The sequence below is a fragment of the Cyanobacterium sp. genome, from assembly GCF_054166785.1.
In genome coordinates this window covers 1-24,393 of record NZ_JBSZCP010000061.1, presented here as the reverse complement: position 1 = coordinate 24,393, position 24,393 = coordinate 1, and the positions used below count along the sequence as shown (strand labels likewise).

The 24,393-nt window shown below is 38.4% G+C and carries 27 protein-coding genes and 1 pseudogene; 8 read left to right on the top strand and 20 right to left on the bottom strand.

Annotation, left to right across the window (positions count from 1 at the left end; translation table 11 throughout):
* Window positions 1-169: 169 nt before the first annotated feature.
* The 3 genes from ACXITR_RS13105 to ACXITR_RS13095 all read right to left on the bottom strand — a co-directional run bounded on the left by ACXITR_RS13105 (window position 170) and on the right by ACXITR_RS13095 (window position 2,620).
* Window positions 170-1,111, bottom strand: a complete 942-nt coding sequence (locus tag ACXITR_RS13105) for a glycosyltransferase (protein WP_457997666.1) — start codon at window positions 1,109-1,111, stop codon at window positions 170-172.
* A 44-nt stretch (window positions 1,112-1,155) separates the two neighbouring features.
* On the bottom strand, window positions 1,156-1,464 hold the full coding sequence (locus tag ACXITR_RS13100; RefSeq protein ID WP_457997665.1) for a hypothetical protein: 309 nt from the start codon (window positions 1,462-1,464) through the stop codon (window positions 1,156-1,158).
* A 244-nt stretch (window positions 1,465-1,708) separates the two neighbouring features.
* On the bottom strand, window positions 1,709-2,620 hold the full coding sequence (locus tag ACXITR_RS13095) for an alpha/beta fold hydrolase (protein WP_457997664.1): 912 nt from the start codon (window positions 2,618-2,620) through the stop codon (window positions 1,709-1,711).
* A 211-nt stretch (window positions 2,621-2,831) separates the two neighbouring features.
* Between ACXITR_RS13095 and ACXITR_RS13090 the strand changes: the two genes are divergently transcribed.
* Window positions 2,832-4,733 carry a S9 family peptidase gene (locus tag ACXITR_RS13090; protein ID WP_457997663.1) on the top strand — a complete coding sequence of 634 codons (1,902 nt, stop codon included), beginning with the start codon at window positions 2,832-2,834 and terminating at the stop codon, window positions 4,731-4,733.
* 211 nt (window positions 4,734-4,944) lie between these two features.
* On the opposite strand, the gene ACXITR_RS13085 is transcribed toward ACXITR_RS13090, so the two are convergent.
* From ACXITR_RS13085 to ACXITR_RS13075, 3 genes are all read right to left on the bottom strand, one after another.
* Window positions 4,945-5,454, bottom strand: a complete 510-nt coding sequence (locus ACXITR_RS13085; RefSeq protein WP_069789726.1) for a transcriptional repressor — start codon at window positions 5,452-5,454, stop codon at window positions 4,945-4,947.
* A 223-nt stretch (window positions 5,455-5,677) separates the two neighbouring features.
* Window positions 5,678-6,739 carry a tRNA preQ1(34) S-adenosylmethionine ribosyltransferase-isomerase QueA gene (queA, locus tag ACXITR_RS13080; RefSeq protein ID WP_457997662.1) on the bottom strand — a complete coding sequence of 354 codons (1,062 nt, stop codon included), beginning with the start codon at window positions 6,737-6,739 and terminating at the stop codon, window positions 5,678-5,680.
* 9 nt (window positions 6,740-6,748) lie between these two features.
* On the bottom strand, window positions 6,749-7,765 hold the full coding sequence (locus ACXITR_RS13075; RefSeq protein ID WP_457997661.1) for a succinate dehydrogenase/fumarate reductase iron-sulfur subunit: 1,017 nt from the start codon (window positions 7,763-7,765) through the stop codon (window positions 6,749-6,751).
* Window positions 7,766-8,079: 314 nt separating this feature from the next.
* On the opposite strand from ACXITR_RS13075, the gene ACXITR_RS13070 reads away from it, so the two are divergent.
* Both ACXITR_RS13070 and ACXITR_RS13065 read left to right on the top strand, forming a co-directional pair.
* Window positions 8,080-8,478, top strand: coding sequence for an AbrB family transcriptional regulator (locus tag ACXITR_RS13070; protein WP_457997660.1), 399 nt, complete (start codon window positions 8,080-8,082; stop codon window positions 8,476-8,478).
* Window positions 8,479-8,909: 431 nt separating this feature from the next.
* Window positions 8,910-9,383, top strand: coding sequence for a CPBP family intramembrane glutamic endopeptidase (locus ACXITR_RS13065; protein WP_457997659.1), 474 nt, complete (start codon window positions 8,910-8,912; stop codon window positions 9,381-9,383).
* Between the two features lie 6 nt (window positions 9,384-9,389).
* Here the strand turns inward: ACXITR_RS13065 and ACXITR_RS13060 are convergent, their stop codons facing one another.
* Window positions 9,390-9,698 (bottom strand): DUF3067 family protein, encoded by a 309-nt coding sequence (locus ACXITR_RS13060; protein WP_457997658.1) that lies wholly within the window; start codon window positions 9,696-9,698, stop codon window positions 9,390-9,392.
* Window positions 9,699-9,992: 294 nt separating this feature from the next.
* Here ACXITR_RS13060 and petC point away from each other — a divergent pair, with 294 nt between their 5' ends.
* The 3 genes from petC to ACXITR_RS13045 all read left to right on the top strand — a co-directional run bounded on the left by petC (window position 9,993) and on the right by ACXITR_RS13045 (window position 12,812).
* The gene (petC, locus tag ACXITR_RS13055) at window positions 9,993-10,532 is read left to right on the top strand and encodes a cytochrome b6-f complex iron-sulfur subunit (RefSeq protein WP_457997657.1); all 540 of its coding nucleotides are present in this window, start codon (window positions 9,993-9,995) and stop codon (window positions 10,530-10,532) included.
* A gap of 65 nt (window positions 10,533-10,597) precedes the next feature.
* Entirely contained in the window at window positions 10,598-11,578 is a 981-nt protein-coding gene (gene petA, locus ACXITR_RS13050) for a cytochrome f (RefSeq protein WP_457997656.1), read from the top strand.
* A 559-nt stretch (window positions 11,579-12,137) separates the two neighbouring features.
* Window positions 12,138-12,812, top strand: coding sequence for a hypothetical protein (locus ACXITR_RS13045; RefSeq protein ID WP_457997655.1), 675 nt, complete (start codon window positions 12,138-12,140; stop codon window positions 12,810-12,812).
* A gap of 12 nt (window positions 12,813-12,824) precedes the next feature.
* On the opposite strand, the gene ACXITR_RS13040 is transcribed toward ACXITR_RS13045, so the two are convergent.
* The 4 genes from ACXITR_RS13040 to ACXITR_RS13025 all read right to left on the bottom strand — a co-directional run bounded on the left by ACXITR_RS13040 (window position 12,825) and on the right by ACXITR_RS13025 (window position 16,613).
* Complete coding sequence (locus ACXITR_RS13040) at window positions 12,825-13,943, bottom strand: glycosyltransferase family 4 protein (RefSeq protein WP_457997654.1); 1,119 nt, start codon at window positions 13,941-13,943, stop codon at window positions 12,825-12,827.
* A gap of 120 nt (window positions 13,944-14,063) precedes the next feature.
* Window positions 14,064-14,753, bottom strand: a complete 690-nt coding sequence (locus ACXITR_RS13035) for a DUF4033 domain-containing protein (RefSeq protein ID WP_457997653.1) — start codon at window positions 14,751-14,753, stop codon at window positions 14,064-14,066.
* A gap of 238 nt (window positions 14,754-14,991) precedes the next feature.
* Window positions 14,992-15,486, bottom strand: coding sequence for a pentapeptide repeat-containing protein (locus ACXITR_RS13030; protein WP_457997652.1), 495 nt, complete (start codon window positions 15,484-15,486; stop codon window positions 14,992-14,994).
* 41 nt (window positions 15,487-15,527) lie between these two features.
* A complete protein-coding gene (locus ACXITR_RS13025) occupies window positions 15,528-16,613 on the bottom strand; it encodes an S-layer homology domain-containing protein (protein ID WP_457997651.1) in 1,086 nt (361 codons plus the stop codon).
* Between the two features lie 234 nt (window positions 16,614-16,847).
* Here ACXITR_RS13025 and ACXITR_RS13020 point away from each other — a divergent pair, with 234 nt between their 5' ends.
* The gene (locus ACXITR_RS13020; RefSeq protein ID WP_457997650.1) at window positions 16,848-18,314 is read left to right on the top strand and encodes a BCD family MFS transporter; all 1,467 of its coding nucleotides are present in this window, start codon (window positions 16,848-16,850) and stop codon (window positions 18,312-18,314) included.
* 30 nt (window positions 18,315-18,344) lie between these two features.
* Here the strand turns inward: ACXITR_RS13020 and ACXITR_RS13015 are convergent, their stop codons facing one another.
* From ACXITR_RS13015 to rpsD, 9 genes are all read right to left on the bottom strand, one after another.
* The gene (locus tag ACXITR_RS13015; RefSeq protein WP_457997649.1) at window positions 18,345-18,791 is read right to left on the bottom strand and encodes a cupredoxin domain-containing protein; all 447 of its coding nucleotides are present in this window, start codon (window positions 18,789-18,791) and stop codon (window positions 18,345-18,347) included.
* Window positions 18,792-18,909: 118 nt separating this feature from the next.
* On the bottom strand, window positions 18,910-19,785 hold the full coding sequence (locus tag ACXITR_RS13010) for a M56 family metallopeptidase (protein ID WP_457997648.1): 876 nt from the start codon (window positions 19,783-19,785) through the stop codon (window positions 18,910-18,912).
* Window positions 19,786-20,211, bottom strand: a complete 426-nt coding sequence (locus ACXITR_RS13005) for a BlaI/MecI/CopY family transcriptional regulator (protein ID WP_457997647.1) — start codon at window positions 20,209-20,211, stop codon at window positions 19,786-19,788.
* An 81-nt stretch (window positions 20,212-20,292) separates the two neighbouring features.
* A complete protein-coding gene (locus ACXITR_RS13000; RefSeq protein ID WP_457997646.1) occupies window positions 20,293-20,712 on the bottom strand; it encodes a DUF6691 family protein in 420 nt (139 codons plus the stop codon).
* A gap of 81 nt (window positions 20,713-20,793) precedes the next feature.
* Complete coding sequence (locus tag ACXITR_RS12995; protein WP_457997645.1) at window positions 20,794-21,213, bottom strand: YeeE/YedE family protein; 420 nt, start codon at window positions 21,211-21,213, stop codon at window positions 20,794-20,796.
* A gap of 169 nt (window positions 21,214-21,382) precedes the next feature.
* Entirely contained in the window at window positions 21,383-21,880 is a 498-nt protein-coding gene (gene petD / locus ACXITR_RS12990) for a cytochrome b6-f complex subunit IV (RefSeq protein ID WP_446682934.1), read from the bottom strand.
* A 156-nt stretch (window positions 21,881-22,036) separates the two neighbouring features.
* On the bottom strand, window positions 22,037-22,705 hold the full coding sequence (gene petB, locus ACXITR_RS12985) for a cytochrome b6 (protein ID WP_069789356.1): 669 nt from the start codon (window positions 22,703-22,705) through the stop codon (window positions 22,037-22,039).
* Window positions 22,706-23,067: 362 nt separating this feature from the next.
* Window positions 23,068-23,244, bottom strand: a complete 177-nt coding sequence (gene rpsU / locus ACXITR_RS12980; RefSeq protein ID WP_066347499.1) for a 30S ribosomal protein S21 — start codon at window positions 23,242-23,244, stop codon at window positions 23,068-23,070.
* A 126-nt stretch (window positions 23,245-23,370) separates the two neighbouring features.
* Window positions 23,371-23,979 carry a 30S ribosomal protein S4 gene (gene rpsD / locus ACXITR_RS12975; protein ID WP_457997644.1) on the bottom strand — a complete coding sequence of 203 codons (609 nt, stop codon included), beginning with the start codon at window positions 23,977-23,979 and terminating at the stop codon, window positions 23,371-23,373.
* A 288-nt stretch (window positions 23,980-24,267) separates the two neighbouring features.
* Here rpsD and ACXITR_RS12970 point away from each other — a divergent pair.
* Window positions 24,268-24,393, top strand: a pseudogene (locus tag ACXITR_RS12970) (RNA-guided endonuclease TnpB family protein); the annotation flags it as partial.

Sequence of the window (24,393 nt, the reverse complement as noted above, 5' to 3'; positions counted from 1 at the left end):
TATAGAAATTTTGACCAAAGATTAATAAATTTTCAACGGGTTTAGAGAGCTAATTTTTTATGAATGTCTATCTTTGTATCTTAAACAAAATAAGCCAGATATTTTATACCTTGGTTAATGAATCGTAACAATCTCGATTATTAATTATTAATATAAAAATATTTTAATTTTAAAAATGATCAATTTCTTTAGCTTGATCTGGTAAATCAGCATTTTTTTGCCCATTACTCCTGAGTTTTCCCAGCATCATATCTAAGGGAGTTTGGATTAAATCAACAAAATTTCCCCTACCGATTAATAGTTTTAAAATGTTTTTAGGAAACTCCTTAATCAACCAAACCAACAAACGATAACTATATTTTGAAGTGGAATAGTCTGGCATCAAATTTGAGCCATGGAGTTGATGGAGATATTTAGAGGATTTACCATAACGCTCCCATTGACTTTTAAAGTCTTTCAGATTGTCACGATGACGATGCAACACTAAAGCATCAGGAACAAATTTTATTTCTGACTCAATTTCTTTGAGAATACGCCAACAAATATCAGCATCTCCTCCTGTGGTTAGATAGGGGCGAAATAACCCCACGACTTTGAGGGCTTCCCTTCGCACTGCAAGATTTGCGGTTTGTCCATAGGGAAAAAAGTCATTTGCTAAGGTATATTTTTGGGATAGTATATCTCTTTTCTCTGCATATTTTTCTAAGATACTATTTCCTTTAATTGCCTTAATTTCTCCTGCCACAATCATGGTTTTAGCATCGGTGAATGGTTGGATTAATTTTTCTAACCAATCTTTTTGAGGTCGGCAGTCAACATCTGTAAATGCGATAATATCTCCCTGAGCATCTTTTATTCCTCGATTACGGGCGGCGTAAGAGCTTTGGATTTTTTTTTCTTGAACACATTTAATCTTAATATTTTCAAGTTTTTGAGCTTTTTGTTCGATTAATTGTAATGTATTATCAGAACTATTATTATCTACTAAGATAAATTCTACTTTTTCATGGTTATAAGTTTGATTATTTAAACATTCTATTAATTCTGAAATATCTTTTTCTCCATTATATATGGGAATAATTACGGAGACAAAAGGCTCTATGTTGCTCATAATGATGGTTATTTTTGTGATGAATTAAAGATTTTTTAGTAATTTTATAAGGTTGGTACGGTCGTTCTATTGGTGGGGGTTGTATTAGGGCGATTTTGATTAGTATTGGTTGGTTGGGGGGTTTGATTAATATTTTCTGTGGGTGGTTGTGTAGGATTGGCTGGAGGAGTTTGATTTGGTGGGGCTGGGGAAGGTTCACTGGAAGTTAGTTGAACGTTACAAAGAAATCCTAAGTTGATAACTTTCCCTGCGGTATCCATTACATAACAATCTGGCATGGCAAAAACTCTTTGGGCTGGAGTTATGAGAAAACTACTAATGGCTAATAGTTGTAATATTTTTTTGTTATTCATCTTTTTTTCTATTTAATTTTTATTTAGTTCCTATTTCTATTATATATTAAGTATTATTTTTTATATTTTTTATGTTATTTTGTTTTAGTAAAGTTTTAATAATTTTACAATGGATAAATATATTGATGGTTAAGATAATTGAGTTTATTCTTGCTTTATCGTAGATCGTGATGGCTAATTCCTTATTAATTATTTTTTGATAAACAACCAATAAGGATTAATTTACGAAAAAGTAAAATCCAATTTAAAGTAACTCTATATATTTGCGAATCAGACTAATGGCAACCGCTGGAAGTTCGAGATGGGGGGTTAACCCGACTTCTTCGATAACTTGAAAATATTTGATGGCATCGGGATTCATTTCGGCAAGACGTTTTCCGATGTCGGGGCTAGTAAATTGGGATTCTCTACCCCAAATGATGGCGGTGGGGATGGTTAGTTGCTCGATATATTTGGATAAATCAAAGCATAAGTCTCCCCTGACGAAGGATAGGGCGGCATATTCCCCGTTGGGTTGGGAGGCACTTTTGAGGTATGAAGCGACTAATTCGGGAAAAATTCGTTGGGGATTGGCAAATTGTCTCTTTTCGAGGAAACTTTTGATTCCTGATTCACTGGCAACACCGACGTTATAGAAGAATTTATCGACTACTGGGGTGCTGATTATTTGGGCAAAGAGGCTTTTGGTGTAGTTTTCTTCAAAGTCTGATAATCCTGCGGGGGTGAAAAGAATTAGTTGTTTAAAAAGGTGAGGATGGGCGATCGCCACTTGGACTAAAAAGGCGGCGGTAAGGGAAGAAGCAATGACGGTGGTAGGCTCTTCACATACCTGTTCTAAAAATTCTGTAATAGTAGTAACGTAATCATCAATGGTGTAATCCTTTTGAGGATGGGCGGATTTTCCCCAACCGATTAAATCAGGAGCAATGATGTGATATTCCCCAGCAAAAGCAGGATAAATCTGTGACCATTCGTAAGCGGATGAACCTCCACCAAAACCATGGAGGAAGACTAAATTAGGCTTTTTTTGCTCTGAAGGGGAAGATTGTCCTAAATTTTGTATAGATTTCCAGAAAACACTGTCGGAGGAGTAGTAAACCATGGCTCCTAGACTGGTATTAGCTATATTTTCGATAAATCCTAAAGACTTAAACATAAGAAAAACAATGAATATTTTTATATTTTTGATATTAATTATTATGTTAATCTAATTGCTACCTTGACCATTTATTACTGAACCAATAATTTATCGGTTATTACTTCTTGTCTATGGTTTTAGGCAGGATCATTTTTTTGCTGAGGATTTCTATTCATCACTATCAATTTGTATGGCAAGATAATCATAAAGAAATTATAAAATTAATCCTATGACTGAGTCCAAAATAGCAAGTTACGGTGAATGGCGATCGCCCATAACCTCAGATTTAATCGTCTCAGGAAGTATTGGCATAAGTTCCGTCAAATTTGATCAAAAAGACGTTTATTGGCTTGAAAATCGTCCCTCAGAAGGGGGGAGAGCCGTAATAGTTCGCTATACCAGCCAAGGACAAAAAGAAGATATTACCCCAGCCCCTTTTAACGTCCGTAGCCGTGTCCATGAATATGGAGGGGGAGCTTTTTTAATTGAAAACGGTACCATTTATTTTAGTAACTATGGAGATCAACGGGTATATGTGCAAAAAATAGGGGAACAACCTCAACCCCTTACCCCTGAATCAAAGGTGAGATACACCGACTTTTGCCTTGATAAAAGCCGTAACCGCTTAATTTGCGTAGCTGAAGATCATAGTAACCCAGAAAAAGAACCAGAAAACAAACTCGTCACCATCGATTTAAACTCAGGAGAAGTAGAAAATCTCATCCAAGGGGCAGACTTTTACACCTCCCCCCGCCTAAGCCCCGATAACTCTCAGTTAGCTTGGTTATGTTGGCATCACCCCTATATGCCATGGGAAAGTACCTTGTTACATTTAGGAACTTTTGACAAGGAAGGAAAAATTACCCATGATGAAATGGTGGCCGGAAGTGAAACCGAGTCCATCTGTCAACCAGAATTTAGTCCTAACGGTCTTTTATATTTTAGTAGCGATAGCTCCGATTGGTGGAATTTATATCGCCGTAATCAAAATGGGCAAATCGAATCAGTGTATCCCCTCAACGCCGAATTTGGTTTTCCCCATTGGGTATTTGGAGAATCAATTTATGGTTTTGCTGACGAAGATACCATCGTATGTACCTACACCCAAGATGGACTATGGCATCTGGCCAGTTTGGACACCAAAAATAAAAACCTCACTAACCTTAATGTTAGCTATACCACCATCGCCTATCTACAGGTAAAAGGTAGCCAAATTTTGTTTACAGGAGGCTCTCCTACCCAGCCCACTGCCGTAGTTTTAGGGGATACCTTCACCCAAGAAACCCACGTCTTACAACAGGCTAGTAACCTAGATTTAGATGATGGTTATCTTACCCAACCCCAACAAATTGAATTTCCCACCAGCAACGGTAAAACCGCCTATGCTTGGTATTATCCCCCCCAAAATAAGGACTATCAAGCCCCAGAGGGGGAATTACCTCCCCTATTGGTAAAAAGCCACGGTGGCCCCACTGCCATGACTACCGCCAGTTATAATCTACGGATTCAGTATTGGACAAGTCGAGGTTTTGCCTTTGTGGATGTGAACTATGGAGGTAGTACGGGATACGGTAGAAATTATCGCCAAAGGTTAGCCAAAAATTGGGGTATCGTTGATGTGGAGGATTGTATTAATGTTGCTAAATATTTGGTAAAAGCTCAAAAAGTTAATCAGGAAAAATTAGCAATTTCGGGAGGAAGTGCCGGGGGTTATACTACCCTAGCAGCGCTCACTTTCCATAATGTCTTTCAGGCGGGGGCTAGTTATTACGGCATTGGGGACTTAGAAATTCTTGCCACCGATACCCACAAATTTGAGTCTCGTTATCTTGATAACTTAATTGGCAAGTACCCAGAAGAAAAGGAAATTTATAAAGTGCGATCGCCCCTAAACCATATAGAACAATTATCCTGCCCCGTCGCCTTCTTCCAAGGATTAGAAGATAAAGTAGTACCCCCCAACCAAGCGCAAATGATGGTTAACGCCCTCAAGGAAAAAGGAATTAGCACCACCTATGTCACTTTTGCCGACGAAGGTCATGGCTTTCGCAAAGCAGAAAACATCAAAAAAGCCCTCGATGGAGAGTTTAACTTCTATGCAAAAATTTTCGGATTTTCTTGCCAAAATTAAAAACCTTTAGTTATAATTAAGGTACCTAACACTTAAACCACACCTAATAGCCAGAGTGAAACCCCTTCGCTCTGGCTCCCCTTTTATATAAGAGGCAATGGTGATAATATTCTCAAGATCAAAATCCTATCATTAGTGCTGTTCCATCATTAGACAACACCAAAAATTCCATGGGAATTAAAATTATCAATTCTCCACTATCCATTATCAATTACTTATGGTGTCCCTCAGCTATGGCACGACTGCAACACCATTCACTAGGTAAGGTAGAAGGCCAGCCCATTTCTAAGGCTTCTTGACAAATAGTCATGACAGTCAACTGACAATCAATCAACTGAAAATCTTCCTTCTGACATTGCTTCAAACTGTGCTTGAGAATAGAATCATCTTGAAACTCAATGGTTTTATTGCACTGGATACAAACAATGTGATGATGGTGGTGAGGATAGGGGTGATTTAACTCATAGTGCTTATGACCTTCCGCCAATTCTAACTCTCGTAACACCCTCATTTTAGTCATCAATTTAACACTACGGTAAATAGTCGATAAACTGATATTTTCCCCTTGCTCATCCAAAAGATTGTGCAACTCCTCAGCACTCAAATGATTCCCTTGGGGCAAATTATAAAAAACATCTAAAATTTTCTCCCTTTGGGGAGTCATGCGCCATCCCCTCGAGTTGAGCTTTTTCTTGATTGATGCGGTGGTGTCTAAAGCCATAAAGATTCCTGACAATTCTTTCTCTATTAATAATACTTCCCTTTGATGGCTATTTGCAACTACTTACTCCTAATTGAGAATAAAACCCAAATATCTGCACAGACATAGTTGATAAAAATAGTTAATAATTATTGGTCAAAGAGGAAAATAATGAAAGTAGGCAAGAGGCAATAGTTTTTTTGGCGTTAACCCCATTGCCCATTTTGTGTTCCTCAATTATCTATTACTTTTTTGGTTCGATAAACATGGCATCACCAAAGGAGTAAAAACGATACTTTTCCTCGATCGCCCTTTGATATATATTAAGTAATCTTTCCCTACCCATGAGCGCCCCTACCAACATCAATAAACTAGACTTTGGTAAATGAAAATTAGTCACCAATCCATCTATTACCTTAAACTCATAACCCGGATAGATAAAAAGATTGGTTTTGCCACGGTAAGGCATGAGGGCATTATGATGGGCAAAAGCACCTTCTAAAGCTCTAACTACCGTTGTACCAACACTAATTACCCTACCCCCACGGCTTTTAGTTTCTTTGATTTTTTCGATGGTTTCGCCATTTACATCAATCCATTCTTGGTGCATATCATGGTTAAGAATGTCCTCCGTTTCCACGGGGCGAAATGTGCCGATACCGACATGGAGGGTTATATGGGCAATCTCCACTTGTTTCTGGGCTAAATTATGAAACACATCCTCCGTAAAGTGTAATCCTGCCGTAGGAGCTGCGATCGCCCCTTGCTTTTCTGCATAAATAGTCTGATACTGTTGAGGGGAAGCCTCCGACTCTGTCACATAGGGAGGAAAAGGAATATTACCTAATATATCCAACACATCCCAAAAAGAGCGATCCTGAGAAACCGTAAACTCCAAAATTCTGCCCCCCGTTGCCCCATCCTTATCCACCACCGTAGCTTTTAAATAAGCCCCCGTACCCTCATCCTCAAAAACAATCTCAGAACCTACCCCAAAACGCTTCCCCGGCTTTACCAAAGCCAACCAACAAAGGGGAGACTTTTCCTCCACCAACAACACTTCCACCATCGCCCCCGTGGACTTTTTGCCATATAAACGGGCAGGAATCACCCGAGTATTATTCAACACCAATAAATCCCCCGGTAAAAGTAAATCAGGGAAACTAGAAAATACTTTATGATCAATGCCATCCTCTGGTTTTACCACCAGCAAACGGGAAGAATCCCTTGGAGTTACGGGATTTTGGGCGATTAATTCTTGGGGTAAAAAATAATCGTAGCTAGATAACTTTAAATTAAGATCCATTTATTTTTTCTATTTGTTAATATCTTCTTGTAAGACAACATTATCTTTTGTAGCAGATTGAACAGCATTTATGAGCGATCGCACCTCCAAAACCCCCTCAGAAGACTCAAAGGAAAAAGGTAACTTCCCTGCCGCCAAAACCTTCAATCCCACAGGAGCAAGACTTAATAACCCCCGTAAATCTCGAAAATAATTACCAATCACCATCACCGCAAACTTCCGCTCATCTACCCACCCTCCACTTTTGACCAAATCCACCAACACCTTCCGATGACGAACAGGGGTACTACTATTGCGAGACTCCCTATCCAAAATCTGCCCCTTAATTTTTGTAATTTGATCCAACGGTGCCACATCCATCGGGCATACCTCATTACACATATAACAACGGGTGCAACCCCAAGCCCCCGACTCAATATTATTATATGTAGTCAACCTTTCCTCCTTAAATTCATCCCGAGAATCATCCACCATTCGATAAGCTTTTGCCAAAGCATGGGGCCCCACAAAACTATCATTAACCTCCTTTGCATTACACTCAGAGTAACAAGCACCACAAAGAATACAATTTCCCGTTTGTTCTAATAATTTTCTTTCTTCTGGACTTTGTAAAAACTCTTTTTCTGGAATATTTCGTGCGTTCGTACTTACGTAGGGTTCAACTTTTTCTAAATCATTCCAAAAGTTGCTCATATCCACTACTAAATCCTTAACCACAGGCATATTACCCAAAGGAGAAATAATTATTTCCGGATTTTTTCCTTTTTCCCAAAAAGAAATTTTACTTAATTCTTCCCCCACATTTTCCTTACAAGCCAGAGCCGAACGACCATTAATTTTCATACCGCAACTACCACAAATTGTATTGCGACAGTTTTTGCGAAAGCTAAGGCTACCGTCGATTTCCCACTTAATTCGATTGAGACATTCAAGGATGGTATTCTTAGAATTTACCTCTAGGGTATAATCCTGAAAATGGGGAGATAAATTATTGTTTTGACGAAGAATTTTAAAAGTAACTTTCATTTTTGCCTATAAATATTAGGATCACTATTTATATTCTCCGATCTTATTTTATAACCTACAAGGGAAATGATCTTAATTTTTGTTAAAAGTTCAATAATTATCTATATTTTTCTATTTTACTTCTTTAGATAAATAAAAAGCCACAAAGAAGAATTAACAAGTATTTTAGCCTTAGCTTACCTCAAGAAAAACTGAACTTAGATAGAGAAAATGTTAATAAGTCCCTAAAAAAAGAGTAAATAATAGTGATTTAATGACATATTTTTGTTATGATAAATAGTGTAAAGAACAAATAACAAATGAGGAAAAAATATATGACAGAAGTAGCAACTACACCTTTGTCAGGGAAAGAGCTGTTACAAAAAGTAAAAGAATTATCTGACGTTCCTCGCCGTGAAAGGGCAAGACGTTGTGGCTACTATACCGAATCAAAAAACGGTAAAGTTAGGGTAAATTTGACAGATTTTTATGATGCTGTTTTATCGGCAAAAGGCGTTCCTTTAGATCCCGAAAGAACTAAGGATGGAAGAGGTAGAGAAGCAACTTTTCGTGTCAGTGTCCACAAAAACGGTCAGATCGTCATTGGTTCTAGTTACACAAAGAAAATGGGTTTACAATCAGGGGATGAATTTGAAATTAAACTAGGTTACAAGCACATTCACCTCAAACAAGTTGGAGAAGGGGATGATTTTGATCTAGATGATGATGTATAAATCATCTTGAAATCTATTCAAGATTTAATTGTTAAAAACATCAGATAATTTTCTTTTATTAAACCTTGTAAATAATGATTGACTGGGAAAGTAATTTCATAACCTCAACCCTAATCAACGGCAATGGTATTATCAAAGTTATTTTGTTCTTGATAATATGGGGGGTTGTTTGGTTGCCAATTGCATTTCCCCTTACAAGGTTAATTAACTGGCACCCCGCCACCCCAATTTCAAACTCACAAAAACTAACACTTATCGTATCTCTTTATCTCATTGCTCCCTTATTAGCATGGGGAGTGATGGGAAGAGATTCTTATCAAATAGGTCTGATTTTCAGTATTAGTAACCTTAATTGTATCCTATGGGGTTACGTAATAGGAATTATTACTATCATATTTACAGACCTGATAACATTTTCTTTGGGGCGGGCTGTGTGGAAGAAGCCACCTCAATTGCTCATATCTGCCCTTACCACTTTACCCATCGCCCTATTGTTTAGCCTTCTCATCTCTTCGGTAGAGGAGCTAATTTTTCGGGGAGTGTTCAAGGATTTTTTAATTCAGGATTACAATATCTGGTTAACGGCAATTATTTCTAGTATTATATTTGCCCTGCTACACCTTATTTGGGAGCAAAAGAATACTATTCCTCAGCTACCCGGACTATTTCTAATGGGAATGGTTTTGTTTTATTCTGTTTATTTGCAAAATGGTAATTTGTCCATGGCCATTGGTATCCATGGGGGATGGGTGTTGACTCTTGCCACCCTTGATACCCTTAATTTATATGAATATAATTCCGATGCTAATCCTTGGATATGGGGTAATCAGGAAAGACCGTTGGGAAGTGCTGCGGGAATTTTTATTCTCCTATGGGCGTTACTGATAGTGCATTTCCTTAACTAAGGGTGATTAAACAATCCACTCCGAAGCGCGATCGCCCAGATTTAAAAAAATACTAACAGCTTTACCCAAACGAGGACGGTTTTTCGCTTCCAAAATCCCCACCTGTACTTGATTTACCACCCCCCAACCCCTAAGATAGGTGGCAATTTGTTCTAAATGGGCATCATATTCCTCTGGGGATAACGGGAAAGAACTTTGTTCTAAATATTTCCACATTACCTGAAAATAGATACGATCTTTGATGCGTAAAATTTGGACATCGTAGGAACACCCCCACTTATTAAAAATCAATGCCTGTAATTCTTTTCCTGTCATAGCTACGCCCTTGTAGTTTAGATATTTTATAAGATATTTCAGATTTATTTATAACTTTTGCTTATCACAAAAATCAGAAAAAATGATATATAGTTTATAATGTTTAATATAAGAGTTTGATCCTGAACACCGCAAATGAAGGTTTTCCTGAGAAAACAGGGAATAACAATACTCAAAAAGGTTCATTTTTTGTAATAATTAAATAATAACTTGGATTTACCTCCCAAAAAAAGCCTATTTGCATTATTATTGGTCAAACCAAAGTTAAACATAATAATTTAGATAAATTTAAATATGACACAGATTCCTGCTAACTCTGATGTACCCGATATGGGGCGCCGTCAGTTTATGAATTTACTGACCTTTGGAACAATTACTGGTATTGCTGCGGGTGCTTTGTACCCTGTAGTTAGCTATTTTATCCCTAAATCTGCTGGGGGTGCTGGTGGTGGTATCACGGCAAAAGATAAATTAGGTAATGATCTTTCTGCTAGTACCTTTACCGCTAATCGTCAACCGGGCGATCGCAGTTTAGCCCAAGGACTAAAAGGAGATCCTACTTATATTATTATTGATGAAGACAAACAAATAGCATCCTACGGATTAAACGCCGTATGTACTCACTTAGGGTGTGTTGTTCCTTGGAACGCCTCGGAAAATAAATTTATCTGTCCCTGTCATGGTTCACAGTACAACAACGAAGGAAAAATGGTTCGTGGACCTGCTCCCCTTTCCCTCGCCCTTGTTCATGCCGATGTTACCGATGACAAAGTTATCTTAACCGACTGGGAAGAAACCGATTTCCGTGATGGCTCCAAACCTTGGTGGGCTTAGTAAATTTCCCCACAAACCTTTAATGGTAAACAATTTAACAAAAATTAAGTAGTTGTAAAATATCGATGAGAAATCATTTTCCCTTAGACAATATAGTCAAAAATCTCAGTAGGTTGTTGTTAGTGGCGATCGCCTCTACCTGTTTTTTCCTCGCCAACGACATCTTCCTACCCCAAGCAGCTAATGCTTACCCCTTCTGGGCCCAAGAAACCGCCCCTATGACCCCCAGAGAAGCCACAGGCCGCATCGTCTGTGCCAACTGTCACCTCGCCGCCAAACCTGCGGAAGTAGAGATTCCCCAAGCGGTACTCCCCAACACCGTATTTGAAGCAGTGGTCAAAATTCCTTACGATCACTCCCAACAACAAGTATTAGGGGATGGCTCCAAAGGTGGTTTAAACGTCGGTGCAGTGTTAATGTTACCCGATGGTTTCCAAATTGCCCCTGACGACCGCATTCCCGAAGAAATGAAGGAAAAAATTGGCGGAGTTTACTATCAATCCTACCGTGAAGGTCAGGAAAACTGGGTATTAGTAGGACCCATGCCCGGGGATGAATATGAAGAAATCGTCTTCCCCGTACTATCTCCCGACCCCGCCACCAACCCCAACATTCATTTCGGTAAATATTCCGTTCACCTAGGGGCAAACAGAGGAAGAGGACAACTATATCCCACAGGTCAACTGAGCAATAACAACGCTTTCAAAGCTCCCGTTGCTGGGGTAGTTAGTGACATTACCGAAGAAGAAGCTGGGGGCTATCTAGTGACCATCACCACCGCCGAAGGTGATACCAACACCGTTAACATTCCCGTAGGCCCTGAGTTAATTGTCAGCAATGGTCAAGAGGTTGCTAATGGTGAATTATTAACCAATGATCCTAACGTGGGTGGTTTTGGACAAAAAGACACGGAAGTAGTATTACAAAGTCCTGCTCGTATTGCTTGGTTCTTAGTATTTATTGCTGGAATTATGTTAGCTCAAATTCTTCTCGTCTTGAAGAAAAAACAAATCGAAAAAGTACAAGAAGCAGGTATGTATTTCTAATCAAAATACCATCTTCATCTAACTTACTTTTAAGGGGCATCAGCCCCTTTTTTTATTCTTATTCAACAGTTATACCAAGTCCGATCTGTAAATTATACTTTTATTTATGGTCTTTAGTCATCGGCTTAAGCCCATTATTCGTTGTATTAGTATATTTTTCTCTAAGGATTCAGTATTAATTGTTTTAACCCTCTTAACATAAATTTTATTTCCATGGATTTCTTATCGTTATAAGTTATAATTTATGCAGATAAAAACAAACTAAAATTCCATCAGTACCTTTAAAAAGTTAGTAAAATAATAACCATAATAAATATGAATAGAATGAATAGAAACCTTTGTTTCTCAATAGATGCAAGGCTTTTTACTACTTTCAAATAATTCATAACATAAAATCAGTTTATTGTCGTCTCTTTAAAAATGTATAAGAAAATACAAAAAGGCAGACGAAATATATTTTTTTATTATTTAGCTTTTATGGCAGCTGATTACTTAGGTTTATTTTTCCGACAAAAAATTCATTATTACAACGGGGCAAATAATGAGAGGTGATATGACAATGAAAAAAAATATCAATGGTTCTGAAAAAAAACTAATGGGACAACTGCTGTTAGATGCTGGATTAATTACTCCCTCGCAACTAGACGTAGCATTGGCAGATCAAAATCAGTTTTTTAAATTAAAAATAGGAGAAATTTTAGCCCTAAGAGGTTGGTTAAAATCTCAAACTGCTGATTTTTTAGTGGAAATAGAAAATAAAAAATCGGCAAAAATTTATAAAAAAGAATACCCCATTGGATATTATTTACAAAAAGCTGGTTTATTATCTGACGAACAAATTAATAATATTTTACAAGAACAAAAGAAATTAGGCATCAAATTTTGTGAAACAGCTGTTCTGAAGGGTTATTTAAAAGAAAAAACGGCAGAGTTTTTTTTAGAGTTTTTATTAATAAATAGCAATTCTGTAGATGAAGATATAGAGGAAGATACTAGCCCTTGGACATCAAAAAAACATGAGGTTATAGACATCAACAATATAAAAGTAACGAGAATAATTAATGATAAAACTCTTTCGGAAGATTTTCATTCTGCGGAAACTCAGATAGCCCAACAACTTCCCGATGAAGATGTGATAATTACGCCCCAAGAAATAATCATTATCTCTAATAGTGAGGCAAAGTATTTTTATTATGGCGATGTTGCCTATAGTCCTATCTCTATTGATACTTGAGATGTTGAGAATTTAGTGATTTTTTAAGTTGCTATATAATTTTTCTAATTTAGTGACATTATCATGAAGGGTATATTTTTCTACAATTCTGTTTCTAGCTTTTTGTCCTAATAGGGAAGATAATTCTGGATGATGGGAAAACATGGGTAATACGGTTTTTAACTGAGTTGTTACTCCTTGGGTACTAAGAATGATACCCGCATTGGCTAATACTTCCCCATCGGCACCTGCATCGGTGGCAACACAGGCTAAACCACAGGCCATGGCTTCTAGGAGAGAGAGGGATAGTCCTTCCACAAGGGATGGTAAAATAAACACATCAGCAGCCCTGAGAATATCGATACGTTTGGTTTCATCGGCGATCGCCCCTAGCCAAAAAATACCATCTTCTTGGTTATAATGGGGTTTAAGATTGGGGGTAAGGTGTCCATCACCGACAATTAATAAACGAGAATCCTTTTTCATGGCAGAAAATTTCCAAGCCTTAAGCAAAGACTCCACATTTTTTTCTACCGCTACCCTACCCTGATACACAAAAAGACGATGGTGGGAAAACTGTTGCTTAAAATAAGACCTACCAGGCTTATATTTATCCGTATCAACTCCATTGGGGATAATAGCCAACTTGTGGGGGGCAACCCCTAGCTTAATTAATAAATCCCGTTGTAATTTAGAAAAAACAATGGTTTTATCATAACGAGCCAAACTAGGGGCATATAGTTGATAGGTTAAATATTGGGTACTAGATTTGATGTTGCGCCAATGGCTATCGAAGGGGGGATGAAAAGTGGCAACGAGGGGAATGTTTAGTTGTTGACAAATTTCGGGTAACTTAAAATCGAGGGGGGAAAGGGTTAAGGAGGCATGAACTAAATCTGGTTGCAATTTTTGGAGCGATTGTAATAAAATCTGGCTAGATTTGGGGGTGGGAATAGTATATATTTGAGATTTATAGATAAAAGGTAGGTTAACCTCCGCATTGTAAGGGTCAACCATGGAATCTTCATTTTCTTGACCAAAATGGAGAAAACTAACCTTGTAGCCCCTAGACATCAAAGCATTGGTAATTTCTCTGCTGTATGTCACGTTTCCACAGAAAGGTGTTTTTTTTCCTAGCCAAGCAATGTGCATTCAATTAAAAGTTAACTTTTACTATACTTCATAAACGTTAACTAACAATTATCCCCCTTATTGGTCAAATTAAGACAGTAATTCTTGATGGGGATATGATCAAAGTCTCCATTCTTCACCTTATACCGTTTGTTTAGCAATTTTGGGACAAGGGGAAAGATTGCTTGATAAAGAAGTGGTTGCAGTGTCACAAACCTCCCGTAAACAAGGTTGACGAGACGCATCTTCTTCATGGAGGGGAGGGGGGGTTTGCCCGAAGACCATTTCACAACTAAAATCTTCAAAATTAGGCGTTAAGGTAACGGGAATGCCAAAGGATTCGGTAAAAAACTTTTGAGTGGGTAATTTGCACATATTAATACACATAGCCACACAGCCACTTTGTTCGAGGTAGCGACATTTTTTGATGTGTACGCCACTATTTTGTATGGTTTTTTGATTATTTTCCTGTTCAATTTCTACTTCCCGTAACTCACAAACCCCCACTAACCATTGAAATAACATTTTGGCAAACCACGCATTTGCTTCACATACCCATTTATTGGCAGGAACAAAAGTACGGGTGAGATATAGTACGGGGGATGGCACAAGAGACTTTAAAACTACTTCTACTAATTCTTGTTGTTGTTGAGGATTTCGCCCTTTTACCATTTGTTGAGATAAATCCACAAAGGCATCATAACCTTTTAATTTACTTTCTGTCCCCAGTGCGATCGCCATTTTACGACAAAAGAAAGCAATAAATAAACGATCAATGAAATTATCTTGGTAAATGGTTTTAGTTGTAGTGTTCTTTTCCCCTAAGTTCATAAATATTTTTACTCACTAAATGTTTTGAAAACTTTTAATGCTTTCTCTTAGAATCTAACATAATTTGACAATTCCCATTTTGGTGTGACGAGAAATTTAGTTCGGCAATGGGCAATGGTAATAATAGTTCTAGTATTATATATTTGCTGTAGTTCAATGATGTTGCATCGCCAAAATAAGCAACACCGTTTTTACGGTTGCCGTACCATATTTCATACCACACAATGCCAAAATAAAATTAATCCTTACACCCAAGACTTTCCCTCGTGGATACTCCAGTGACGGGGTTTACTCCTTCGGCTCTTTCACACATCAAAGAAACTTGATAGCGATCAATGACGGCATCGGTAAAATCTGCCCCTGTGATGTTGGTGTCATAAAATCTGGTTCTAGTGGCGATCGCACCTTCAAGGATAGCATCGGTAAGATCAGAAAAATCAAAAGTAACCCGATCAATTAAAGCCCCAGAAAAGTTCACCCCATGCAAATCAGCATCCAATAAAACACTCTCCGTCATCATAGCGTTAGTCAAATCAGAATTACGCATGGATACCCGTCTCATGCTAGAAGCCGCAAACACAGCCCCCACCAACTCTCGATTAGAAAAATCTTGATCATCCAAATCTGCATAGGTTAAATTTACCATCTCCTGAGCGTGAACAGGGGTAGCACTACCGAGGATAAAACCGATGGCAAGAAATAAAATAATAACTACTTTTAATAAACGATTCATAGAAAATAAAAATTGCAAACTGCCTTTTACATCATAAACAATTAGAGTTGATCTAACGAACGAATATCTCCCTGATAACCAAATCTATTAAGGATAATGGCAACCTCATCAATGGTGACAGTTTTTTGGGGTTGAAAAAGGGTAGTAAATCCAAAAACACGCCGTACGTTAGCATTATCACCATTTTGCCAATCGATATAAAGTTTTTGCCATAACTCAGGACTCATCTGGTTTGCATCTTGAAAACCCCAAGTTTCTCGAATATTATCAAGGGTAGTAGTGGGGAAACTTTGGCGAAAATCAAAGGGTACTTTCCAAGCGATTAAATGTTCTCTGGTTAAGGGTTCATCAGGGTTAAAGGCGATCGCACTGGGATCATTAGTAAGAGAAGAAGGAATCAACCCAGCATTAGCCAACCCTTGAATATAGGGAAAATCAGGATCAGTATTGGATACATCACGAAAAACCGCCTCACTATTCCCCCCAGCCAAACGAATCTGCTTCCCCTCATTATTACCAAACACAATATTATTAGTCTTTACCAACCAACGGGCATACTGACGACGAGTAATAATTTCCTTACCATCCACAGAATCCTTACCCTCATCCACAACCCCCAACTGTACCAACTGTTGTAAAGGCTCAGAAGCCGTAACCCTAGGGGTAGAACTTTCTCCGGGGGAAACACCAACCTCCTGCTCTTGATCATCCTCTTGGGGACTAATGCGACTATCCGTTAAACTAAACTCCGTTTCCTCCCCCACAACCTCAAAACTCATGGTTACAGTAGCCTCTCCATCGGCACCAGTAGCCACCAAAGAATCATTCTCTTCCCCCCTTTCCACCTGCCACCCAAAACCCATTAAACCCTGTTCATAGGCATCTACAATTAAATTAATAGGATCTGAAGAAGTCCAAACAAACCGATTTCCTTCAATCCTGATTAACTCCGCCCCTTGGTAAATAGGAATATCATCAGGAAAATTCTCAGGCAACTCCAACACCTCCGAAGTCTCATCGGTACCCTGTGGAGTATTAATTACCTCCCCCGTAGTCAAACTTTCATCAGGAGCAAATATTGATTCAAGGGTTTGATCTCCACTGCAACCATAAATAAATATAGCCAAAACCAAAAATGAAAAATAACGAAGTATAGCCATGTATATGAAAAATCAGGATCTGTTACATTATATTAGGTATTAGATTCACCAGAAAAATTCACCATTTTTTCAATGCCCAATAACACCCCTCGCAATTTTGAACTAATTGTGACTATTTTTTGTAAATTCTTTTATAAAAACTAACTCAAACCTTTCACCGTCTAACAAAAATAATATTTATATATAAAAAACCTTTCAAAAATGACCACCAATAACTACCAACATACCGACATAGATGATGCCGTGTCATCCGCACCACCAGAATTAAGTATATTTACCATTCTCCGCCTAGGACTATTTAACCTAGGGGTAGGATTAATGGCAGTTTTAACCCTTGCAGTGTTGAATAGGGTCATGATTACCGAACTCGCCATCCCCGCTAGTATTGCCGCAGGTACCCTCGCCCTATCTCAATTAGTCGCCCCCATTAGGGTATGGCTAGGACAACTATCCGATGGCAAAAAGCTGTTTGGATTTCACCGCACGGGGTATATACGCACAGGCATCGTCATGGCAGGGATAACAATTTTAATCGCTGTGCAATTAGTCTGGATATTAGGCACTAACATTGAGGTTAATAATGGTTGGCAATGGAATCCTGTCACCATAGGTACATCCGTGGGCTTGGGTATCATATTCATTCTCCATGGTATTGCCCTGAGTGCTAGTTCTACCCCTTTTACTGCTTTGTTAGTGGATATTTCTGAAGAAGAAAGTCGCTCGAAAATCGTTGCCACTATTTGGTCAATGTTAATGGTAGGTATTGTCATTGGTGGTATTACGGGGAATGTATTTTTAGGAAATTTGGCTGTGGGGGATATGGAGGAAAATCCCTTAATTTCGGTGGCAGATTTACAAACCCCCATTAATATGCTTTTCTTGTTGGTGGCTGGGGTGGTGGTTATCCTTGCCTTAGTTGGTACTTGGAATATTGAAAAAAAATATTCTCGCTATCATCTACGCACCAGTAATGAAACCAGAGAACAAAGTATTGGATTACGTCAAGCCCTTAAGGTTTTAACTTCTTCTCGTCAAACGGCTATCTTTTTCTTTTTCTTGATGATGGTCACCATTAGTCTATTCATGCAAGAGTCTGTTTTAGAACCCTACGGGGGGGATATATTTGGTATGAGCATCGGCGAAACCACTTTACTTAATTCTTTTTGGGGGGTAGGAATTTTATTGGGTTATAGTGCCACTGGCTTTGTGGTAATACCTCGCATTGGGAAGAAAAATACCACTAGAATAGGTTGTGTGTTGGTGGCGATTTGTTTTGTGTTGATAATTTTTGCAGGATTAACTCAAAATGAAACTATCCTCAAGGGTACGATGGTATTGTTTGGTATCGCCGCAGGAATTACCACCATCGGCTCTTTAAGTCTTATGTTAGATTTAACCGTAGCTGAAACCGCTGGAACTTTTGTGGGGGCTTGGGGTTTATCTCAGGCTATGGCAAGGGGAATTGCGATCGCCCTTGGGGGATGGGTATTAGATATTGGTAAACTTATCTTTAGCTCAAATCTATGGTTAGCCTACAGTAGCGTCTTTTTCTGTGAAGCCTTGGTGGCACTAGGGGCGATTATCCTCCTCAACAAAGTAAGCGTCAAGGAGTTTAAGGAATCTACCCGTAAAGCCACGGAATTAGTCATGGAAGGGGATTTAGACTAATTGACTATCGGGGTTAGGTTGTAGATTAAGCTACTCTACGATCAAAACTCCGACCATTCCTTCTTCTCGATGGTTGCCCACACTACAATAATACTCAAATTGCCCAACTTGATCCGCTGTAAATTCTACCGTACTACATTCACCACCTTCGCTCACCTGCTCCGTGGCAACCCCTAATTCATCCACAACCCAGTCATGGGTTCCCCCAGTGCTACACAAAGTAATCTCCATGGTTGAGCCTAGAGGAACAAATAAAGTGGGATTTACTTCCTCATCTCCATTAACAGAGAATTGTCTTCCTTCTGCATTCATGGCAAGGGTAATAGTGGGCTGGGTATCGGGCATTACGTTTTCATCCACCGTACCATCTCCTGAGATGGCATCATTTGGTACTTCTAACTCAGTTTGACAAGCGGCTAAACCAGCAAGAGCTACGACTGCTAGTAAAGGTTTTACTATGGTTTTTGCTCTAAGCATAGGATTAATTATCCTCCAAAAAAAATATTAAGTTTCGTTTGCATTCTAACGCACCCTTTGAAAAGTTGTTTTTCTGGGAGTACACATTGATATTTTTTAGAGTAATTATTAAGAATTTTTAATGGTGAAAAGGAATGACTAAAAAGGGAATAAATACCAGTAGCATCCAGCTGAGTTGATACCAGCGAAAACTGGTTAGGCTATCATCATCATTAATTAATGCCTCTATTCTTTCATGGAGTCGAAAGTTAATAAATGGGCAGACCACATCATGATCGAGGGGACTTTTTTCTTTCATAGCTGCCTGAGTAACTATTAACAAAGATTCTGCTAATAACAAAAAATCTACGGATTTTGAGGCGGTATTATCTGCCCTTAATTCCCTTAATAATACTAAGTCTTGCCAGAGAATATCGTTATTGGGTAGCCAAAAAGTAATTCTTTTACAATAAGATAAACAGAAAAATATTAATGGATCATTATGTAGTTGATGGGCGTTTTCATGGGCAATCACTGCTTCCAAATGTTCTTGCGATAACAGGTTAATTAGCCCTCGGCTTAATACTAAATATGATTTATTTACCAATGGAAATAAGCCTTTTTTTTGTCTTGAAAAACCCATTAGCCCAGCATAGGGAAAGGATGTTTTTAAGATTTTTGCCTGTTGCCCTAATATTTCTTCTTGGGTAAATTTATCTATTTTCTGGGAGATAAGTTTGATTTCTATGGCATAAACAACTAAGTTGATGATAGCGAAGCCTAGACAGAACCAAGCCCCTATATAACTAATGATTGTGGCTTGAAAACCCCACATTTGTCCTTCATAGCCCATGGCAACAATGGCAATGCTACTCATGAGAACGAGTAATACTGGAGCAATAAAAAAGAATAGGGAATAGTTCCAATTTTTTTGTTTTTTAAAGTAAGAAATCTGGCTCATATAGCGAATTATATAAGCACAAATAATGGCGAATAAAATTACTAAAAAGTGCATTTATTTTTCCTCCTGTGTCCTTTTTTTACGGATTTGTTCGAGGCGAGAGGCGATCGCACTTATTTGCTCAACACTGGCGGTATCAAGACTATCAGCAAAGGAAGCCACCAAATCAGGGTTGCTGACGGCCAAAAAACTTTGTAGCTGTTCATAGGATTGGATAGCTTGGGCTTGGGCTCTTGAAATTAAAGGAGTCCAGCAAAATGCCCGTCCTCGTTTCTGGTATTTTAACCATCCCTTTTTAGTAAGACGATGTAACACCGTAGTAACTGAAGCATAGGCCAATTCACGGTCTGGATCTGCTAAAATGCGATCGTGGATTTCCTTCACTGTAGCTGTACCTAAATCCCACAAAATTTCTAAAATCTCTTCTTCTAAAAATCCTAAAGAGAGTTTTTGGGGACGATATTTTGGTAAAAAGGACATAACAAACTTGATTATGGAAAATTAACTTACACTATTATCTATCAAGATTAACTAATAGTGCTGGTATTTTACAATTTTTATTTATTTCTTTTGCCAGTATTTAAAACTGAAAGAACCCACAAAAAAAGCAATTAAGAAGATAAAAGGGTTAACATTTTGTTGTACTAAAGAAGTGACTGCAGGACCTGGACAATAACCAGAAATACCCCAACCTACTCCAAAAATTGCCGCACCAAGGACTAAGAATAAATCAATATCATTACGGGTAGGAAGATAAAATTTATCGGCAAAAATGGGTTTTCTCATGGGTAGTATAAATCTAAAGGTGATGGCTGTAACTCCTACGGCACCGCCCAACACAAATATTAGGGTAGGATCCCAATTTCCTGTAACATCTAAAAAGCCGATTACCCGAGTGCGATCGACCATTTGAGAAATAGCTAATCCTAAACCAAATAATAAACCACTGAGTAAAGCTATTAGGTTAAATTTATTGTTCATATTCTTATATTATTAATTAATATTTTTTTAGATAATTAAGTTTAATTTATGGATTGTTTTACGCTGGTTTTTTAAAGTAAATTAGCTTAATAAATTAGTAATAAAAACTGTCACCATTGCTGTTATCAAAAATGTAACCACTGCCACCAATGAACGGGCGGAAAATCTTCCCAAACCGCACACACCATGACCACTGGTGCATCCATTGCCCATCCTTGTACCAAAACCGACTAATAAACCACCCACAATCATCAGTAAGGGTTTAGCATCGGGGATGGGGGTAGAGGGAAGGAAGGGTAAAAAGTATTCATAGATTAATCCTCCCAATAACATCCCCCCCAAAAAATACCAGCGCCAATATTCTTTTAATCTCCAATCTACGGCACCGTTTAACATTCCGCTAATACCTGCTATGCGTCCATCGAAGGCGAGTAAAATGGTTGCACTGATACCGATGAGGATTCCTCCACCTAAGCCCGTAATCCAGTTAAATTCGACCATATTCAATAATATTACTTTACTACTTGATTATATAGTGTTTTAGACATTAAATAAATATCCCCGACCATCCATAAACCTATTTTAGTTTCAGTCTAAGGGCGATCGGAGATACTTTGTGTTTTATTAAATTTTGAATATTACTTCAAAACGATGACAAGAAGCCATGATTTTAGAATAAGCCTAGGGTTAAAGACTCATCAATGGGGAATACAGATCCAGCACCTAACCAAAGGGTAACTAAAGTACCAAATAGGAATACAGTCATCGCAATGGGACGACGGAAAGGATTTTGGAATTTGTTTACGCTTTCGATGAAGGGTACTAACATGAGTCCTAAAGGAATGGCTGCTTGACAAGCAATCCCTAAAAGTTTGTTAGGCAGTACACGCAAGATTTGGAATACGGGGTATAAATACCACTCAGGTAAGATTTCCAAAGGGGTTGCAAAGGGATCTGCAGGTTCACCAATCATGGCAGGGTCTAGGATGGATAAACCAACGATTAATCCTAATGCTCCTAAAATACAGATAGGGAACATATATAGAATGTCGTTAGGCCATGCCACTTCACCATAATAGTTATGACCCATGTTTTGAGCTAATTTGGCTCTGAGTTTGGGATCATTAAGATCGGGTTTTTTGATTAGTTGAGAATTGGGGTTAGACATGATTAATGTTTGTCTCCTCTATGGTAGGCAATGATGGAAAATGATACGGGATAATTCCCATTGTATATCGATTATATCCGAGAGTTTTGTAACAATTGATGAATATTAAAAAGACGATTAACTGTGAGCTAATCGCCATTCTTGGTTATTCATGGTTTACAAAGGTCCAGAGATACCTTGTTTGCGGATTAGAAGGAAGTGCAATAACATAAACACTGCCATTAACCAAGGTAATACAAAGGTATGAATGGTGTAGAAACGGGTTAAGGTTGCTTGACCTACACTGGCTCCACCTCTGAGAAGTTCTACCATTTGATCTCCTACTACGGGAATAGCCGCAGGTACACCAGATACGATTTTAACGGCCCAGTAACCTACTTGGTCCCAAGGTAAGGAGTAGCCAGTTACACCGAAGGATACGGTGATTACAGCCATGGTCACACCCACGATCCAGGTTAACTCACGGGGTCTTTTAAAACCACCCGTTAGATATACACGGAATACGTGAAGGATTAGCATCAATACCATCATACTGGCGGACCAACGATGGATAGAACGGATTAGCCAACCGAAATTTACTTCGTTCATGATAAATTGAACAGAGCTAAAGGCTTCGGCAACGGTGGGTTTGTAGTAGAAAGTCATGGCAAACCCTGTGGCAAACTGAATCAAGAAGCAGGTAAGGGTAATTCCACCGAGGCAGTAAAAGATATTTACATGGGGAGGAACGTACTTACTACTAATGTCATCGGAAATCGCTTCTACTTCGAGGCGATCGTTAAACCATTTATAAACAGAAGAATCGGTTACTTGTTTTGTAAACATTAATAAGCCGTCAATAATGTAATAATATTATGGATAATTAGAGCTATTGTATGTTAACAACTCTTTAATAAAATGTAACATAGCTTTAAGCCTTATTGCTACTAAGCTGAGAAAAATATATCTTTCTCTTAATCTTTGGATTTGTTTTCTGAGAATAAACTACCATGACATTAATTTTTGAGTTTTTTGGAAAGGTCACGGTAGCCTTTTAATCGGGTAGATCTTGTGAAGATATATTCTGCAGAAAAAAGTTGATGAAAATGTTTAGGATAGGTCAGTGTTAGATGTTCACCCCCTTTCAACCTACCTAAGTTTTAAATATACAATTTTTATGTTTGTCGTTTATGGTCTTGCTCTGTTATTTAACGGAAACGTTTTTTGCGACGAGCAACGGCCTTACGTTTTTGTTTTTCGATGGGGGTTTCAAAGTGACGCAGACGTTTGATGTCGGCGAAGATTCCTGCTTTTGACACTTGTCTTTTAAAACGACGTAGTGCAGATTCGATGTTTTCGTTTTGTCCCACAACCACTTGGGTCATGCAATGTCCTCCTTTTTTTACTAAGTGTTTACATAACGGTTTTTTATTTTAACATAGCAAGTGGTGTCGTTGATGACGGTATGCCGACAAGTTTTGTGAACCATACAACACCACTCCAAGTATGTTCTATGCTTTACGAGAGTAGTACTCAATTACGAGTAGTTCGTTGATGTTTAATGCTACCCATTCACGTTCGATGACACCGTTTACTTTACCGATGTAGGTGTTTTTATCGAATTCGAGATGACTAGGAAGGTTAGCAAGTCCGGGGTTAGCAAGGTTGCTTTCTACAATTTTACGGGATTTTTCACGATCTCTGATGGCGATAACATCTCCGGGGCGACATTGGTAGCTGGAAATATCTACAACTCTACCGTTGACGTTGACGTGTCCGTGGTTTACTAATTGACGGGCTGCGGGAATGGTGGGTGCCATGCCAAGACGAAATACGGTGTTGTCTAGGCGCATTTCTAATAATTGTAATAATACTTGTCCTGTGGAACCACCTACACGACGAGCTTTTTTAACATAACGTACTAATTGTTTTTCGCTTACACCGTAGTTATAACGAAGTTTTTGTTTTTCTTCTAAACGGATGGCGTATTCGGAGCGTTTACGACGATTTTGGCCGTGTTGTCCGGGGGGATATTGACGACGGGCATTTTTGCGTGTTAACCCGGGTAAGTCCCCTAGGCGACGTGTAACCCTCAAGCGAGGTCCTGTATATCGAGACATAATTCTAGTTAATTTTTCTTTATTTTTACGAGTTTTGACCCAAACATATTATTTTACACTAATTTATTGTTTTTAACTTTTTATGGGCTATTTATTTTTTATCTTAAATGTGAGAGCAAGACTCCCGTTTAATTTCTCCCGAAAAAAATACCCACAGAAATAGAAGGGAGATGTAAGCGAACCAATAAATAAATCGAGGGACAGCGAGTCCTTGACTTTTCCAATAACTTAACACAAACAATATGTTTTGTGCTATGCTTAATAGCATAAGAGATTCTCTAAAGCAAAATGATAATTCTGGAGTATAAACTAAAAGGCAACCAATACCAATATCAAGCCATTGATGATGCTATTCGTACGGCTCAGTTCATTAGAAACAAAGCCTTGCGGTTGTGGATGGATGGTGAGAAAGTT